Origin of the sequence: Martinezella lusitana (assembly GCF_014207095.1) — a bacterium.
Classification (GTDB): domain Bacteria; phylum Pseudomonadota; class Alphaproteobacteria; order Rhizobiales; family Rhizobiaceae; genus Rhizobium; species Rhizobium lusitanum_B.
The window spans coordinates 236,772-252,922 of sequence record NZ_JACHBG010000002.1 but is presented as its reverse complement, the minus strand read 5'-3'; the positions used below and the strand labels follow the sequence as shown (position 1 = coordinate 252,922).

Genomic DNA, 16,151 nt, shown 5'->3' with positions numbered 1-16,151 from the left:
GGAGGAGTGGCGTCAGCGTGGCAGAAGAACTGCGCGGCGCCTTCCTTGCCTTATCGGGGAAAAGTTGAAGAGCGATCCACGACGACCGATGGATGTTTACGATCCTGGGTGCCTACAAACGTAGGTGGGCGCCATATGTCCAGGCCCACGGGCCTGGTCAGGGACAGCTCCCTTTGGATCGAGTATGGCCCCAGGGATTGTGGTTCCTGTCGGGAAGCGCAGACCGCACGACCTATATAGAGCGGATCGCGTTATCGCACCAGAGGGCCCCGGTGCGCATCCGCAGAAATAAACTCAGGCCTGTTCGGCGTTTGGCCGGGCGATCAGCTTCTCGGTGATGCCCTGAATGCGCATCGTCACCTCATCGATGACGCTTGCGAGCGTCTCCTCGGCGCGCGCATTGGCGGCCATGGTCGTATCGCGATTGCTGCGCAAGCCCTCCAGCTCGGTCTCCAGCGCAGAAACGCGACGCGTCAATTCCGACACCTCGTCGGTGATCATGATGCCGGCCATGACGGTGAGGCGCAGGTCGCCAATCTCCCCGAACTGGCTCTTCAAGTGCAGCACATATCGGTCGAAACGAGTGGCGAGATCGGTCAGATGATCTTCCTGGCCCTCTTCGCAGGCCATCCGGTAGGCTTTGCCGTCGATCGTTACCGTTACTTGTGCCATTCGACTTTCCGATCATTGCCGTGCCGCGACGGCTGCCTCCCGAGGGATCAGCGGTCCAGCACGGCTCTTATGGTTTCCATCGCCGTAACAAGCCGGCGCGACACCTCACGATTGACTTCCTCGAGCCGGTTCGCACGAAACTCGGCCTGATCGAGCTCCTGAGCCAAGCGCGAGCGATCGGCATGAACCCGGCGAACCTCGCCTTCTATGTCGCTGTGCGCACGCTCGCGCTCGAACCGCCCGTCAACCGCGTTTTCCAAAGTGGAAAGCGCCTGGCGCAACTGGGCGAGCGCTGCGTCCACCGTTTTGCCTGAAGGTGTCATGGCCTTCGATACTCCGCGCAAGGCCCGAATCAAAACATCCGGCCACTTGTCTGATTTCGCAACAATATTCAACTCGGCGACTGCACGTCAATAAAGGCCGTCATGCGACAGGCACCCTATTCTGTGGATGAATGCCGCCTTTGCCGACCGCATAGGCCTTGTCGCATGATTGTCGTCTTTTGTAAAAGTGAACGGGCAAATGTCAAAAAATTGCCGCACCCTGCCCTGAATACCCCCTCGATTTGTTGACTTGCTCGTCCCAACTGCTATGTCTCAGCCGCCTGAGGCGACGTTGGAAATGGCGTTCGGAAGAGCGTCTCCCCTTAGTCCGCCTTTCAACCGATGGCCCTCCCTCCCAAGCGTGTGGCCATCCCCCGAGAACCCGGAACACTGCGGAAAAACCCATGAACTCTCGCGAACAACACGACCGGATGGCAAATGCAATCCGTTTCCTTGCCATGGATGCTGTCGAGAAGGCCAATTCCGGTCACCCCGGTTTGCCAATGGGGATGGCCGATGTTGCCACCGTTCTCTTTAGCAAATATCTGCGCTTCGATCCGAAGAACCCCCATTGGCCGGACCGCGACCGTTTCGTCCTGTCGGCTGGCCACGGCTCGATGCTGCTTTACTCGGTTCTCTACCTCACCGGCTATCCGGACATGACGGTCGAAGAGCTGACGCGCTTCCGCCAGCTCGGCTCCAAGACCGCAGGCCATCCGGAATATGGCCACGCCACCGGCATCGAAACCACCACCGGCCCGCTCGGCCAGGGCATTGCCAATGCCGTCGGCATGGCGATCGCCGAACGCAAGCTGCGTGAGGAATTCGGTTCAGAGCTTCAGGATCACTATACCTACGCCATGTGCGGCGACGGCTGCCTAATGGAAGGCATCAGCCATGAAGCCATCGCGCTTGCCGGCCACCTCAAGCTCAACAAGCTGATCCTGTTCTGGGACAACAACTCCATCACCATCGACGGCGCCGTCTCGCTCTCGGATTCGACCGACCAGATCATGCGCTTCAAGGCTGTTCACTGGAACACCATTGAAGTCGACGGTCACGACCAGGCCGCCATCAGCGCCGCCATCGAAGCCGCTCACAAGTCCGACCGTCCGACGCTCATCGCCTGCAAGACGATCATCGGCTTCGGCGCTCCGAACAAGCAGGGCACGCACAAGGTTCACGGATCGCCGCTCGGCGCCGAGGAAATCGCCGCGACCCGCGTCGCACTGAACTGGCCCTACGAGCCCTTCGTCATCCCGACCGACATTCTCGGTGAATGGCGCGCCGCCGGCGAACGCTCCATCGGCACCCGCGAAGCGTGGGAAGGCCGCCTTGCCGCAGCCGACGCCGCCAAGAAGGCCGAGTTCACGCGTCGCTTCGACCACAAGCTGCCCGCCGGCTTCGACGCCGCCATCAGCGACTACAAGAAGAAGCTCGCTGAAACCAAGCCGACGGTCGCAACCCGAAAGGCATCGGAAGATGCGCTCGAAGTCATCAACGGCTTCATTCCGGAAACGATCGGCGGCTCCGCCGACCTGACGCCGTCGAACAACACCAAGACCAGCCAGATGAAGTCGATCACCCCGACCGATTTCTCCGGCCGTTACATGCACTGGGGTATCCGCGAACACGGCATGGCTGCCGCCATGAACGGCATTTCACTGCATGGCGGTCTCATCCCCTATAGCGGCGGCTTCCTGATTTTCTCGGATTATTGCCGTCCGCCGCTCCGTCTCGCCGCCCTGATGGGCATCCGCGCCATCCACGTCCTGACGCATGATTCCATCGGCGTCGGCGAAGACGGCCCGACCCACCAGCCGGTCGAGCAGGTCGCCAGCCTGCGCGCCATCCCGAACTTCCAGCTGTTCCGCCCGGCAGACGCCACGGAAACGGCCGAATGCTGGCAGATCGCCATCAAGACGACCAACCGTCCGTCCGGCCTTGCCCTGACCCGTCAGAACCTGCTGGCTGCTCGTACGGAATACAGCGAGAAGAACCTCTGCGAACAGGGCGCCTACACGCTGGCCGGCAATGCCGATGCCAAGGTGACGATTTTCGCTTCAGGCTCCGAAGTCGAGCTTGCCGTCGCGGCTCGCACGGCTCTCGAAGGCAAGGGCGTCTCCACGCGCGTCGTTTCCGTTCCCTGCACCGAACTCTTCTTCGAGCAGCCGGAAGCCTACCGCAGGGACGTCATCGGCAATTCGCCGGTCAAGGTTGCCGTCGAAGCCGGCGTTCGCGAAGGATGGGATGCCTTCATCGGACCGGAAGGCGCCTTTATCGGCATGAAGGGCTTCGGCGCTTCGGCTCCTTATAAGGACGTCTACAAGCACTTCGGCATCACCACCGAAGCTGTTGTCGCCGCAGCTGAAGCAAAGCTCTCCTGAGGGCGCTGACAAGCGCTCTCAAATCCAATAGACAGACACCCTGAGTGAACGGGAGTGAATTTCAATGACTGTAAAAGTAGCCATCAACGGTTTTGGCCGCATCGGCCGTAACGTCCTGCGTGCAATCGTCGAGTCCGGTCGCACCGACATCGAAGTCGTTGCCATCAACGACCTCGGCCCGGTCGAAACCAACGCACATCTGCTGCGTTACGACTCCATCCACGGCAAGTTCCCTGCCGAAGTGAAGGTCGAAGGCGACACGATCATCGTTGGCGGCGGCAAGCCGATCAAGGTCACCGCGATCAAGGACCCAGCAACCCTGCCGCACCGCGATCTCGGCGTCGACATCGCGATGGAATGCACGGGCATCTTCACCGCCCGCGACAAGGCCGCAGCTCACCTGACGGCCGGCGCCAAGCGCGTCATCGTTTCGGCTCCTGCCGACGGCGCCGACCTGACGGTCGTTTTCGGCGTCAACCACGACCAGCTCACCAAGGAGCACCTGGTCATCTCCAACGCTTCCTGCACCACGAACTGCCTGGTGCCGGTCGTGAAGGTTCTCGATGACGCCGTCGGCATCGACCACGGCTTCATGACAACCATCCACTCCTACACCGGTGACCAGCCGACGCTTGACACCATGCACAAGGATCTGTACCGCGCCCGCGCCGCAGCCCTGTCCATGATCCCAACCTCGACGGGCGCCGCAAAGGCCGTTGGTCTCGTGCTACCGCACCTGAAGGGCAAGCTCGACGGCACGTCGATCCGCGTTCCCACGCCGAACGTCTCGGTTGTCGACTTCAAGTTCGTATCCAAGAAGGCAACGACGGTTGGCGAAATCAACGAAGCCATCAAGGCTGCATCGAACGGCAAGCTGAAGGGCATCCTCGGCTACACCGACGAGCCGCTGGTTTCCCGCGACTTCAACCATGACAGCCACTCGTCGATCTTCGCGACCGACCAGACCAAGGTCATGGAAGGCAACTTCGTGCGCGTCCTTTCCTGGTACGACAACGAGTGGGGCTTCTCCAGCCGTATGTCCGACACGGCTGTTGCCTTCGCAAAGCTGATCTGATCATGGCCTTCCTCCCGCTCCTTCCGACGACAGTTCGCTGGCGTCCGATGGAAGGAGACGGGCTGGAGCACCTGACGATTGCCCCTATCGACAATGCCGGCGGCGCGGCCATCCGTGCCGCCGGCATTATTATTGGCGGCCGTGGCGGCACGCCCTATGGCGTCTCCTACCGCATCGATTGCACCGCCGGCTGGGCGGTCCTCTCCTTCTCCGTTGAAACCACCGATGGCCGCCGCCTTGCCTTGATCTCTGACGGCCAGGGTCACTGGCGCACCGAAGACGGCAAAGCCTTGCCGCAGTTCGACGGCTGTATTGACATCGACCTCTATGGCTCGCCCTTCACCAACAGCCTGCCGATCCGTCGGCTCGAGCTTGCACCGCAGGACGGCACGGCGAAGCTCTCCATGCTCTATATCCCATACGATCGTTTCGAACCCGTGCGCGATCACCAGAACTACACCTGCATCGTCCCGGAAGCGCTCTATCGCTACGCCGCGGAAGACAGGGATTTTACCGTCGATCTGCCCGTCGACGCGGATGGTCTCGTCATCGACTATCCAATCTATTTCAGACGCGTCCACCTCTGATCGGCCACGAAGGCAGATCCCCGCATCATCTTAAAAACATTTCGATTTTTCGAATGCTGCCCTGCTATGGTCCAGATTTACCAGTAAATTTCGAGAGAGAGGTCCCCAGGGCGTTCAAAGCCGCTTTGCTGTTCTGGCAAAGCGCATCACACCATGACGTTACAGTCATCGGAGACGGGTTTCGGTTCGCAAACTCTCCTCCGAGCGATTTCCGTGTTTGCCAATCGACCTGGCACGGCGGCATGATGGAAACTGGAGAGATTTCCAACATTCCGGGCTTTTTTGGCCCCAGTTGTGGCGCACGGAAAGGGAAAGATAAGGTGGAGGCATTTTACGTCATCGTGCTGATCAGCACGGTCCTCATTCTCATTGCGGCCTTCTCCAGCCTCATTGCCTTTCGCTTCGGCGCCCCCCTGCTGCTGCTCTTCCTGATGATCGGCCTTGCCGCCGGCACGGATGGGCTCGGCATCGAATTCTCCAACAATTATCTCGCCTATATTCTCGGCTCCCTCGCGCTTGCCATCATCCTCTTCGATTCAGGCTACGGCACGCCGATCCAGGCCTTCAAGCTTGCCGCCGCACCGGCGCTGACCATTGCCTCCGTCGGCGTCATCGTGACGGCTGCGCTGTTCGGCCTTGCCTCCACCTGGCTCCTCGGCTTCACTTGGCTGCAGGGCCTGCTGCTCGGCTCCATCGTCGCCTCGACGGACGCGGCCGCCGTCTTCTTCCTGCTGCGCATCGGCGGCATCAATATCCGCGACAAGGTGCGCTCGACGCTGGAAGTCGAATCCGGCACCAACGACCCGATGGCGATCTTCCTGACGCTCGCCCTGGTGGAGCTTCTCGCAAGCGGCGAAGGCTATGCGGGCATCAATATCGCCATGCTGGCGACCTTCATCAAGCAGATGGGCCTCGGCGTCATCCTCGGCCTTATCGGCGGCATGATGATCGTCCTCATCGTCAGCCGTCTCGAAACCGACCGCGGCCTGACGCCGATCTTCGTGCTGGCGCTGGCGCTCCTCGTTTTCTCCTTTACCGGCGCCGTCGGCGGCAGCGGCTTCCTGGCCGTCTACGTCGCCGGCATTTACGCCGGCAACCGCAAAATGCCGGCCTCCGCATCAATCAAGCGCTTCCAGGATGGCATGACCTGGCTGGCGCAGATCATCATGTTCCTCGTCCTCGGTCTGCTCGCCACGCCATCGCAGTTTCCCGCTATCGCCATCCCCGCCGTGGCGCTCGCGCTGTTCTTGATCTTCATCGCCCGTCCGATCGCCGTCTGGCTCTGCCTGCTGCCCTTCGACTACACCCAGCGCGAGACCGGCTTCGTCGCCTGGGTCGGCCTGCGCGGAGCGGTCTCCATCCTGCTTGCCATCATGCCGATCCTCGGCAATCTCCAGTCGGGACAGACCTATTTCAACGTCGCCTTCATCGTCGTGCTGGTGTCGCTGCTCGTGCAGGGTTGGACGATCAAGCCGATGGCACGGCGCCTGGGCCTCATCGTCCCGCCACGCATGGGCGCGATCGACAAGGTCGAAGTCGATCTGCCGGGCACGGTCAATCACGAGCTGCTCACCTACCGCGTCGTCAAGGACAGCCCGGTTCTGCGCGGCGAGCGCATCCCACGTTGGGCCATGCCCTCGCTCGTCGTCCGCGACGGCAAGTCGATGCGTTATCAATATGCCGGCCGCCTGCGCGAGAACGACGTCGTCTATCTCTTCGTCTCACCCAACTATTCGCGCCTGCTCGACCGCATCTTTGCCAGCCGCGCACCTGTCGATCCGGACGACGCGGAATTCTTCGGCGCCTTCTCGATCTCGCCGCTGCGCCCCGCCGCGGATCTCGACGCCGCCTACGGACCGGGGCTGCTCAGCGAACAGGAAAAGGGCCTCACCATCGCCGAGCTCATGCGTCACCGCCTGGGCGGCAAGGCCGATTATGCGGATCGCATTCGCCTGGGCGAGATCATCCTCATCGTCCGCGATCTCGACGAGAACGACCACATCCAGTCCGTCGGCATGTCCCTGGAAGCGGTCGAACCGCCTGTGCTCTTGCCGATCTTCGTCAATTTCCACGATATTTTTAAGAGCGTCCGAACCTACCTGCAAAAGCGTCGGGAACGCCCGGCAGAGGCCGTTTCAAACGATTCAAATGCGGGCAAAAACGACAGCTGAATGTCCTTGCGTCTCCGGTCATCCGTAGTATGGTCTGCCCGCTTCACGCCACCAACAATATTGGATCCTCCCCATGGCAGCCTTCAAAACCCTTGACAATCTCAACGACATCACCGGCAAGCGCGTGCTCGTGCGCGTCGACCTCAACGTGCCGGTCAAGGATGGCAAAGTCACCGATGCGACCCGCATCGAGCGCGTCGCGCCGACTATTCTCGAATTGTCGCAGAAGGGTGCCAAGGTCATCCTGCTCGCCCATTTCGGCCGCCCGAAGGATGGCCCCTCGCCGGACCTTTCCCTCGGTCTGATCGTGCCGGCCGTCGAGGAAGTTCTGGACCACGCCGTTCTTTTCGCCTCCGATTGCATCGGCGCCCCGGCCGCAGACGCCGTCGCCAAGATGAACAATGGCGACATCCTGCTGCTGGAAAACACCCGTTTCCACAAGGAAGAAGAGAAGAACGACGCGGCCTTCACCAAGGCGCTCGCCGCCAATGGCGATATCTATGTCAACGACGCCTTCTCCGCTGCCCACCGCGCCCATTCCTCGACCGAGGGTCTCGCTCAATTGCTGCCGGCCTATGCAGGCCGCACGATGCAGGCCGAGCTTGAAGCTCTGGAAAAGGGCCTCGGAAATCCGGTTCGCCCGGTCGTCGCAATCGTCGGCGGCGCCAAGGTTTCCACGAAGATCGACCTTCTGATGAACCTCGTGAAGAAGGTCGACGCACTGGTGATCGGTGGCGGCATGGCCAATACCTTCCTCGCCGCCCGCGGCACCAACGTCGGCAAGTCGCTCTGCGAGCATGATCTCGCCGACACGGCCAAGCAGATCATGATCGAAGCCGCCACCGCCGGCTGCGCCATCGTGCTGCCTGAGGACGGCGTCATCGCACGCGAATTCAAGGCCGGCGCCGCAAACGAAGTCGTTGCCATCGAAGCCATCCCGGCTGATGCGATGGTACTCGATGTCGGTCCGAAGTCGGTCGAAGCGATCAACAACTGGATCGGCCGCGCCACCACGCTGGTCTGGAACGGCCCGCTAGGCGCCTTCGAGATCACGCCTTTCGATACCGCGACGGTTGCCGTTGCCAAGTATGCCGCCGAATGCACCAAGGCCGGCAAGCTGACGTCGGTCGCGGGCGGCGGCGACACCGTATCCGCGCTCAACCATGCCGGCGTCACCGACGACTTCACCTATGTCTCCACGGCAGGCGGCGCCTTCCTCGAATGGATGGAAGGCAAGGTTCTTCCGGGCGTCGCGGTTCTGCAGGGCAAGTAATCGAGCCGCCTCCTCATGAACAACAAAAGCCGCGAAAGCTAAACCTTTCGCGGCTTTTTGCTTTCAGCTAATAGACATCCGGTAACCCGACGTCCATGACTGGGCGAAGGCATAGTCCAGGCAATGAAATGATGGCTTGCTGCAGCGTCGAAAAGCAATCATGTCAAACAGATGTCACGAAAGCGCGGCACTAGCTTGTCCCGCCTATTTATAGAGGGGCTTAATTGAGGGGTTGCCGTATGTTTGCCTGGCGCAGTCTTGTTGCTGTTCTTGCCGTGGTGATGGTTTTTCAAATAGATGCTGCGCATGCCCAGCAGATGCAGCCGGCCAACCCCGTCTTTTCCCCGACCGGACCGGACGCCGAAGCTTATGGTGAGAAACTCGGTTATCCCACCGGCCCGTCACTAAGCCCACCAATGGGCAGGCAACAAAACATGATCGGCAACTTCAGCCACGCCGATCAACTGGCGCCGACGCACACGATCGCTCCAGCCGAACGCCCATTGCCGTTGTTACGGGCTGCAGCCGAGATTTCTGTCAAGTTCACGTTCGGCAAGGAAGCCGCCTCTTTGGCGAAGTATCTCGACACCAATCCCACGACGGGACTGCTGATCGCACATAACGATACGATCCTGTTCGAACACTACCAATACGGCCGTACCGATCGCGACCGCCTTGTCTCGCAATCCATGGCAAAAACCTTGACCGGCATGATGATCGGAATTGCCATTTCCGAAGGCACCATCCACTCCGTCGACGATACCGTGCAGACCTATGTGCCGGAATTGAAGAACACCGAAATGGGCAGCACGCCGATACACGCGTTGCTGCACATGGCCTCCGGCATTGCTTTCACCGAAAACTTCGGCAATCCCGACGATAACGTCCGGCTCAGCAATTCATTGCTTGGCTCGGAAAAGCTCGATCCCATTACCGCCGTATCGCGTTTCAACAAGCGGGTCGCGCCTCCCGACACGGTTTGGCACTACAGCAATCTCGACACCGAAGGGCTGAGCCTGGTCCTGACCCGCGCCACCCATATGACGATGTCGGACTACCTCCAGACCCGGATATGGCAGCCGATGGGCGCGGAAGCCAGCGCCAACTGGCAGGTCGACAGCACGGGCCAGGAAGTCGGCTACTGCTGCTTCAGCGCGACACTTCGCGACTATGCCCGCTTTGCTCTGCTGCTCGCCCATGATGGCGCACTGAACGGTCGTCAGATCATACCGCGTCAATGGCTGCTGGATGCGACGCAGCCGGTCAAGCAGGGCTCCTTCCTCGCGGTCAATCACGAGACCAACCCATGGGGCTACGGCTATCAAACCTGGCTTATGCCCGGCCCGCGCCGAACATTCTTCCTCGATGGCCGGGCAGGTCAGCGCATTCTCGTCGATCCGACGACACATCTCGTCCTCGTCCACACTGCTGTGCGTGCAAAGCCGAACGATGTGGGCAGCGCCGAACTGGTCGAACTCTGGTCGAGCGTGCTGAAACAGTTTCAGGGCAATTGAGAGGGACGCCGGCGAACTTGTCATGGGCACAAGTTCGCGCTTCCCGGCTCAGCGAGGCAAAGGCTAAATCTCTGGAGTTCAACGAAAGCTCCGGAGATCGCCATGAATACCGTCGCCTACGTCACCGTCGACGTCTTCACCTCCGAACGTTTCGTCGGCAATCCGCTGGCGGTCATCCCCGATGCCCGCGGGCTCAGCAGCGACGCGATGCAGAAGATTGCGACCGAGTTCAACTACTCGGAAACGACCTTCGTGCTGCCGCCTGACAATCCCGATCATACGGCGCGGATTCGCATCTTCACGCCAACTGCAGAGATCCCTTTTGCCGGTCATCCCAATGTCGGCACCGCTTTCGTCCTCGGCCAGCAGCGGGAAATCTTCGGAAAGCCCGCCGGCGACCGGCTGACCTTCGAAGAGGATGCCGGCCTGGTCGAAGTGACGGTGCTGCGCGAGGACGCGCAAGTCACCGGCGCCCGCATACGCGCTCCGGCAAAACTCACGCTCGGCGAGGCGATTGCCGACGATCTGATTGCGCGCTGCGTACAGATCGATCCGCAGTCGATCCGCCGGTCGTCCCATGCTCCGACATTCGCCTCCGTCGGTCTTCCATTCGCCTTTGCGGAACTGGACAGTCTCGAAGCGCTGGCCAAAGCAAAACCGAATGCCGCCGTCTTTGCCGAAGCCGCCGCGCGACACAAGGAAGACAAGACCGGCTTTTCGCTCTTTCTCTATGTGCGTTCGGCAGAAAATCCCTGGCATATCCGCGCCCGCATGTTCGCTCCTCTGGACAATGTGATGGAAGACCCTGCAACCGGCAGCGCCTCCGCCGCCATCGGCGCCTATCTGGCCTCGCTCCTGCCGCAGCAGGATGCGGAGCTAAAAATCACCATCGAGCAGGGCGTGGAGATGGGAAGACGCAGCGTGATCGGCGTCGAAGTCGGGAAAACCGCTGGCGTAGTAAACGAAGTCTTTCTGACCGGCAGCAGCGTACACGTCATGCGCGGCGAGATCTTGCTCTGAAGAGGAAGGCTGGACCGGTTAAAGCGCCGAATATCGGCCCGAAACGCCTCAAAACGTCTCGTTGATGACCAGTGCGATCGTCCAGATGCCGAAGGCGATGATCGCGATCTTCCAAAAATCGGCCCGGCGTCTGAGGCCCGGCAGCCCCAAGGGCTTGATCAGTTGCACCGCCATCGCGAGCAACAGCACCACCGCGATGGCTTTTGTCACGCTATTTTTCCCCGTTTGCGCAAGAGTGAGAACAGCCGCGACCAAAAACCGCTGCACAGTTTTTGCGAACATGCTCTAATCGTCATAGGACGGACATTTTTCCGCGCCAACAGACTGTTTCTACAGGCCGATAGCGGCAATCCGGGACACAATCAATAGCGAATACAGGCAGGGCGGGATCCTGTCTTATCGGCTCCTGAAGCGGAGCCGCATGAAGGTGAGGAGCATGAAAAGAAACATTTTGCCGGTATTGGCCCTGCTGTTCGGTACGCTCTTCCTATTCACCGGAAATGGCCTTCATAGCCTGCTGCTGCCTGTGCGCGGCACGGCCGAAGGCTATGCGACGACGACGCTCGGCCTGCTTGGCACGACCTGGGCTACCGGTTTCGTGCTCGGCTGCCTCACAGCCCCGAAGCTGGTCAGGCGCATCGGCCATGTCCGTGCCTTTTCGGGCTTCATCTCCGTCATCGCCATCATAGCGCTGTTGACCGGCATCATCGTCGACCCGATTTGGTGGGTGGCGCTGCGCGCCGTGACCGGCTTCTGCACGGCCGGCACTTCTATGATCATCGAGAGCTGGCTGAATGAGCGCGCCACCAACGAGAGCCGCGGCGCGATCTTCTCGCTCTATATCGGCATCACCCTGATCGGCGCGGTCGCCGGCCAGATGATGGTGCCCTTCGCAGATATCCACACACCCATTCTCTTCATGATGTGCGGCATCTGCTATTGCGTCGCCATGCTGCCCACCACACTGTCGACCGCCGCCTCCCCGCAGCCGCTGAAAGCCGTCAGCCTCGATCTCAAGGCGCTCTACCGCAATTCTCCGGTCGCCTCGCTCGGCATACTGCTGGTCGGTATCGCCAACGGCGCTTATGGTACGCTCGGCGCGGTCTTCGGAGCTAATGCCGGCCTGTCCCAGAGCGATATCGCGCTGATGATGAGCATGACCATCTTTGCCGGCGCCGTGATGCAGCTGCCGGCGGGCCGCCTTTCGGATCGTATCGACCGCCGCTACGTGCTCGCCGGCATGGCCGCCGTCGCGGCTCTGGACGGCCTCCTGCTATTCCTGCTGAAGCCCGGCAGCCCCTACTTCCTCATCAGCATGGTGGTGATCTACGGCGCCTTCGCCAATACGCTCTACCCGATCGCCGTCGCTCATGCGAACGACTTCGCGGCACCGGAGGATTTCGTCAAGGTTTCCGGCGGCCTGCTGCTGCTCTATGGCATCGGCACGATCATCGGCCCGACCATCGGCGGCCCGGTCATGTCCTCCGTCGGCCCCTACTCGCTTTTCTTCCTGACAGCCGTCGCGCACGTGCTGATCACGTCCTATTCGATCTTCCGCAGCCGCCGCCGCGCCGCAAAGCCCGCGGGCGATCGCGATGCCTATACGACCATGCCGTCGGCCAATGCGCAGATGATCACGCCGGAGAGCATGGCACTCGCGCGAAGCGACACTTCAAAAAAGGACGATATTTCTATAAATTACGGCACCTGAACCCTTTGCAGAAAAAGGAGGCGCCGAAATGAGCATATTCGACGACGATCGCCCGCAGAAGCCTTCCGCGCATGAGATCGGCAGCGACCTGTCGCTGCTTTCGGTCGACGAGTTGAACAATCGCATTGCTTTGCTGAAGAGCGAAATCACCAGGCTGGAAGAAGAGGTCGCCACCAAGGCATCCGGCCGAAAGGCGGCGGAAGGCCTCTTCCGGTTCTAGGAGCACGACCAACGGAACCTTGGCTTGCAAGCTCAAGATTAAGACATGCTCAACAGAATATTAAGCTTTACGACATATTACTATGACCATCCAGATTCGCTCTGGACTCAGACGGTTCCTTCACTTGGCGAATTGGTCTGATTTTTCTCCCTGTTTTACCTTGAGAGCCGCTTTTGCGGCTCTTCTTTTTTGCCATGTATCGTCTTTCCCGACGAAACTGTGGAGATTAACCCTTTCTTAAGAATCGCCTTGCGAATTTCAGTTAAAACCACCATCTTAAAGTCATAAAAGCGGATGCCGAAAGCTCTTAGGGACTTGACCGGCTTTTCCTGAACAAAAGTGTTGCGTGAAGCAGGGATTTATTCGATGTCAGAACTTGGGTTGAACACGATCAGCTTTGCTGGCCACGCGGCATCGTCGGCACAGTTCAGGGCGCTGTACTCGGAAGGCATGTCGCTGGTTGAAGAAACCGCCGGCTATCTCGACGGCCAGGGCCGCGCCGCTTCCAAGGTGCTGCCGCGCATGGCATCTGTGCTGTACGCCGCAGAATCCATGCGTCTGACGACCCGCCTCATGCAGATGGCCTCGTGGCTGCTGCTGCAGCGCGCCGTCAACAACGGCGAAATGTCCCGCGATCAAGTACTGGCGGAAAAGAACAAGGTTCGCCTCGACGGCTTCAACGTCGATCGCACCGCTCCCGGCTGGAACGACCTGCCGGAATCCTTCCGCGACCTCGTGGAGCGCTCGCTTCGCCTGCAGAACCGCGTCGCCCTGCTCGACCGCGAGATCTACCGCCCGACAGAGCCCGCAATCGTTCCGGACAACCAGAACAGCGTCAAGGCGCAGCTAAGCCTCTTGCAGACGGCCTTCGGCAACAACTGAGCCGATCACCACATTGCTGATGAATTTCAACCGGCTGCGCCTCGCGCGGCCGGTTTTGTCTTGTCGATATGCCATGGCAAAAACCAGCAGCCGTGGGCAGACTTGACGAATTTCACAAAGCAGCGGTAAGAGTGTCTCCGCGCGTTCTCTCAACCTTCGGGAGTTGCGCCAGCCGATATCAAATGTCCCTGGAGGTCCCAATGCGCCGACTCACTTCTCACGAAAATCAAATCCGAAATTCTGAGAAGTTGATGGAACATGCGCACTTTGAATTTGGGCATATTGGCCCACGTAGATGCAGGCAAAACTAGCCTTACGGAACGACTCCTTTTTGACGTTGGCGTCATCGACAAGCTCGGCAGCGTCGATGGCGGCAATACACAAACCGATAGTCTCGAACTCGAGCGGCAGCGCGGCATTACCATTGCCGCCGCGGTAGTCTCGTTTACGATCGATGACCTGATCGTAAACCTCATCGATACGCCCGGCCATCCCGACTTCATCGCCGAGGTCGAGCGCGTGCTGCAGTTGCTGGATGCGGCAATCGTCGTGGTCTCGGCCGTCGAAGGGGTGCAGCCGCAGACCCGCGTGCTGGTCCGCGCGCTGCGGCAGCTCGGCGTCCCCTTCCTGTTCTTCATCAACAAGGTCGACCGCCTTGGCGCCCGCTATGAAGAAATCCTTGAGGAGATTTCAAGCCAGCTATCGGCACGCCCGATCGCGATGTCGACCATCCGCAATGCCGGCAGCAAGCTCGCCGAAGTCGTGGCTGCAGATATCGGACAGGAGCCACATCTGACTGCTGTCTGCGAAATTCTGGCAGCGGGCGACGAAGCAATCATGGACGACTACATCCTGACGCCCGAGCGACTGACCACCGACAGGCTCGAAAAGGACGTTGCGAGCCAGGTTACCGGCGGACTGGTACATCCCGCCTATGCCGGCGTGGCAATGAGCGGCGCCGGCGTTTCAGCTCTGATCTCTGCCATCGGCACTCTGCTGCCAAGCCGGCAGCCGGACCCCGACGGGCCTGTCAGCGGCAGGATCTTCAAGATCGAGCGTGGATGGGGCGGCGAAAAACTCGCCTATCTGTGCCTGACGTCGGGCACCATTTCGGTTCGCGATCATCTCGATCTGCCCAAAGGCCCTGCAAAGGTAAGCGCCATCCAGCTATTCACCGAAGGCAGGGTCGAAAAAGCCACGCAGGTTGGCGCCGGGCATATTGCGAAAATCAGCGGGTTGAGCGGCGCCCGCATCGGCGATGCGATCGGTGGCGAAGGCTCTTCGCACAATCGTCTCCATTTCTCGCCGCCGACATTGGAAACCAGGGTCCGCCCGTCGCGCGCCGCTGACAATGCGGCGTTGTGGCTGGCGCTCACGCAGCTGTCCGATCAGGATCCCCTCATCAATCTGCGCACGAACGAGGACGCGACGGAGATATTCGTCTCGCTCTACGGCGAGGTGCAAAAGGAAGTCATCCAGGCAACCCTGGCCAATGACTTCGGGCTGGACGCACTCTTCGAGGAAAGCACGATCATCCATGCCGAACGCCCGATCGGCAGCGCTAACGCGATTGAGATCATATTCAAGGAACCCAATCCCTTTCTCGCGACCGTCGGCCTGCGTGTTGAACCAAGGCCCGCTGGAGCAGGAAACAGTTTCGCATTCGATGTGGAAATGGGCCAGATGCCGGCAAGCTTCTATCGCGCGGTCGAGGAGACGGTCTTCGAAACACTAAAGGAGGGCATCTTCGGCTGGCAGGTCGTCGATTGCCATGTCGCCATGACGGCAGCCCGCCAAAGCTCTCCAGCGACCACCGCCGTCGACTTTCGCAGGTTGACGCCACTGGTGCTTGCAGCGGCCTTGACATCGGCACAAGTAGTCGTATGCGAACCGATCGATCGCTTTCAGCTCGAGGTGCCGACGGCAGCGCTGACCGGAATACTCGCGCTGCTGGCAAAATCAGGCGCATCGACCAGGGAATCGGTCATTACGGCCGGCACAGCCCGGCTCGAGGGTACGGTCGCTTCGGCGCTGATCCAGGGTATCCAGAAGCAGCTTCCAGGACTGACAAGCGGAGCGGGCGCGATGGATCATTCTTTCGACCACTACGCCCCGATCGGCGGCACGCCGCCGCTTCGTCAGCGCGCCGGCGCCAACCCGTTCAACCGCGCCGACTATCTGCAGCGGATACGCTGAGACTGCTGCGGCAATGCCTGTGGGGCAGCGCAGAGCGAAAGCTGCCCCACGCTCAACGAGCCTCGGACTTCGGCCAATTCACGCAACAAAAAAGCCCGGCAAAACCGGGCTTCTTTTCAA

General features: G+C 60.4%; 14 protein-coding genes and 1 other RNA gene. 11 read left to right on the top strand and 4 right to left on the bottom strand.

Going from position 1 to position 16,151, the window contains the following annotated elements; translation table 11 throughout:
* Positions 1-69 precede the first annotated feature (69 nt).
* The 3 genes from ssrS to GGD46_RS05765 all read right to left on the bottom strand — a co-directional run bounded on the left by ssrS (position 70) and on the right by GGD46_RS05765 (position 995).
* Positions 70-228, bottom strand: a non-coding RNA gene (ssrS, locus tag GGD46_RS05775) — 6S RNA.
* Between the two features lie 66 nt (positions 229-294).
* Entirely contained in the window at positions 295-672 is a 378-nt protein-coding gene (locus GGD46_RS05770; RefSeq protein ID WP_184702679.1) for a cell division protein ZapA, read from the bottom strand.
* Positions 673-719: 47 nt separating this feature from the next.
* The gene (locus GGD46_RS05765) at positions 720-995 is read right to left on the bottom strand and encodes a DUF4164 domain-containing protein (RefSeq protein WP_184702678.1); all 276 of its coding nucleotides are present in this window, start codon (positions 993-995) and stop codon (positions 720-722) included.
* 404 nt (positions 996-1,399) lie between these two features.
* Between GGD46_RS05765 and tkt the strand changes: the two genes are divergently transcribed.
* The 7 genes from tkt (at position 1,400) to GGD46_RS05730 (ending at position 11,022) form a co-directional block, all read left to right on the top strand.
* The gene (gene tkt / locus GGD46_RS05760; RefSeq protein WP_184702676.1) at positions 1,400-3,382 is read left to right on the top strand and encodes a transketolase; all 1,983 of its coding nucleotides are present in this window, start codon (positions 1,400-1,402) and stop codon (positions 3,380-3,382) included.
* A 64-nt stretch (positions 3,383-3,446) separates the two neighbouring features.
* Positions 3,447-4,457, top strand: coding sequence for a type I glyceraldehyde-3-phosphate dehydrogenase (gene gap, locus GGD46_RS05755; RefSeq protein WP_092850606.1), 1,011 nt, complete (start codon positions 3,447-3,449; stop codon positions 4,455-4,457).
* 2 nt (positions 4,458-4,459) lie between these two features.
* Entirely contained in the window at positions 4,460-5,044 is a 585-nt protein-coding gene (locus tag GGD46_RS05750) for a putative glycolipid-binding domain-containing protein (protein WP_184702674.1), read from the top strand.
* A gap of 320 nt (positions 5,045-5,364) precedes the next feature.
* Positions 5,365-7,215 carry a potassium/proton antiporter gene (locus GGD46_RS05745; RefSeq protein WP_184702672.1) on the top strand — a complete coding sequence of 617 codons (1,851 nt, stop codon included), beginning with the start codon at positions 5,365-5,367 and terminating at the stop codon, positions 7,213-7,215.
* A gap of 73 nt (positions 7,216-7,288) precedes the next feature.
* Positions 7,289-8,488 carry a phosphoglycerate kinase gene (locus GGD46_RS05740; protein WP_184702670.1) on the top strand — a complete coding sequence of 400 codons (1,200 nt, stop codon included), beginning with the start codon at positions 7,289-7,291 and terminating at the stop codon, positions 8,486-8,488.
* Between the two features lie 239 nt (positions 8,489-8,727).
* Positions 8,728-10,002 (top strand): serine hydrolase, encoded by a 1,275-nt coding sequence (locus GGD46_RS05735; RefSeq protein ID WP_184702668.1) that lies wholly within the window; start codon positions 8,728-8,730, stop codon positions 10,000-10,002.
* Positions 10,003-10,104: 102 nt separating this feature from the next.
* The gene (locus GGD46_RS05730; protein WP_184702666.1) at positions 10,105-11,022 is read left to right on the top strand and encodes a PhzF family phenazine biosynthesis protein; all 918 of its coding nucleotides are present in this window, start codon (positions 10,105-10,107) and stop codon (positions 11,020-11,022) included.
* Positions 11,023-11,070: 48 nt separating this feature from the next.
* On the opposite strand, the gene GGD46_RS05725 is transcribed toward GGD46_RS05730, so the two are convergent.
* Entirely contained in the window at positions 11,071-11,304 is a 234-nt protein-coding gene (locus GGD46_RS05725; protein ID WP_184703246.1) for a hypothetical protein, read from the bottom strand.
* A 154-nt stretch (positions 11,305-11,458) separates the two neighbouring features.
* Here GGD46_RS05725 and GGD46_RS05720 point away from each other — a divergent pair, with 154 nt between their 5' ends.
* From GGD46_RS05720 to GGD46_RS05705, 4 genes are all read left to right on the top strand, one after another.
* Positions 11,459-12,733, top strand: a complete 1,275-nt coding sequence (locus tag GGD46_RS05720) for an MFS transporter (protein WP_184702664.1) — start codon at positions 11,459-11,461, stop codon at positions 12,731-12,733.
* A gap of 28 nt (positions 12,734-12,761) precedes the next feature.
* Positions 12,762-12,953 (top strand): DUF1192 domain-containing protein, encoded by a 192-nt coding sequence (locus GGD46_RS05715; protein ID WP_184702662.1) that lies wholly within the window; start codon positions 12,762-12,764, stop codon positions 12,951-12,953.
* Between the two features lie 366 nt (positions 12,954-13,319).
* Positions 13,320-13,835 carry a DUF1465 family protein gene (locus GGD46_RS05710; RefSeq protein ID WP_184702660.1) on the top strand — a complete coding sequence of 172 codons (516 nt, stop codon included), beginning with the start codon at positions 13,320-13,322 and terminating at the stop codon, positions 13,833-13,835.
* Between the two features lie 258 nt (positions 13,836-14,093).
* Entirely contained in the window at positions 14,094-16,031 is a 1,938-nt protein-coding gene (locus GGD46_RS05705; RefSeq protein ID WP_184702658.1) for a translation factor GTPase family protein, read from the top strand.
* The last annotated feature ends 120 nt before the right edge of the window (positions 16,032-16,151 follow it).

Bases quoted from the DNA above. Each gene is read 5' to 3' on its own strand.
- GGD46_RS05770 (WP_184702679.1), bottom strand. From the start codon at position 672: ATGGCACAAGTAACGGTAACGATCGACGGCAAAGCCTACCGGATGGCC.
- GGD46_RS05765 (WP_184702678.1), bottom strand. From the start codon at position 995: ATGACACCTTCAGGCAAAACGGTGGACGCAGCGCTCGCCCAGTTGCGC.
- tkt (WP_184702676.1), top strand. From the start codon at position 1,400: ATGAACTCTCGCGAACAACACGACCGGATGGCAAATGCAATCCGTTTC.
- gap (WP_092850606.1), top strand. From the start codon at position 3,447: ATGACTGTAAAAGTAGCCATCAACGGTTTTGGCCGCATCGGCCGTAAC.
- GGD46_RS05750 (WP_184702674.1), top strand. From the start codon at position 4,460: ATGGCCTTCCTCCCGCTCCTTCCGACGACAGTTCGCTGGCGTCCGATG.
- GGD46_RS05740 (WP_184702670.1), top strand. From the start codon at position 7,289: ATGGCAGCCTTCAAAACCCTTGACAATCTCAACGACATCACCGGCAAG.
- GGD46_RS05735 (WP_184702668.1), top strand. From the start codon at position 8,728: ATGTTTGCCTGGCGCAGTCTTGTTGCTGTTCTTGCCGTGGTGATGGTT.
- GGD46_RS05730 (WP_184702666.1), top strand. From the start codon at position 10,105: ATGAATACCGTCGCCTACGTCACCGTCGACGTCTTCACCTCCGAACGT.
- GGD46_RS05725 (WP_184703246.1), bottom strand. From the start codon at position 11,304: ATGTTCGCAAAAACTGTGCAGCGGTTTTTGGTCGCGGCTGTTCTCACT.
- GGD46_RS05720 (WP_184702664.1), top strand. From the start codon at position 11,459: ATGAAAAGAAACATTTTGCCGGTATTGGCCCTGCTGTTCGGTACGCTC.
- GGD46_RS05715 (WP_184702662.1), top strand. From the start codon at position 12,762: ATGAGCATATTCGACGACGATCGCCCGCAGAAGCCTTCCGCGCATGAG.
- GGD46_RS05710 (WP_184702660.1), top strand. From the start codon at position 13,320: ATGTCAGAACTTGGGTTGAACACGATCAGCTTTGCTGGCCACGCGGCA.
- GGD46_RS05705 (WP_184702658.1), top strand. From the start codon at position 14,094: ATGCGCACTTTGAATTTGGGCATATTGGCCCACGTAGATGCAGGCAAA.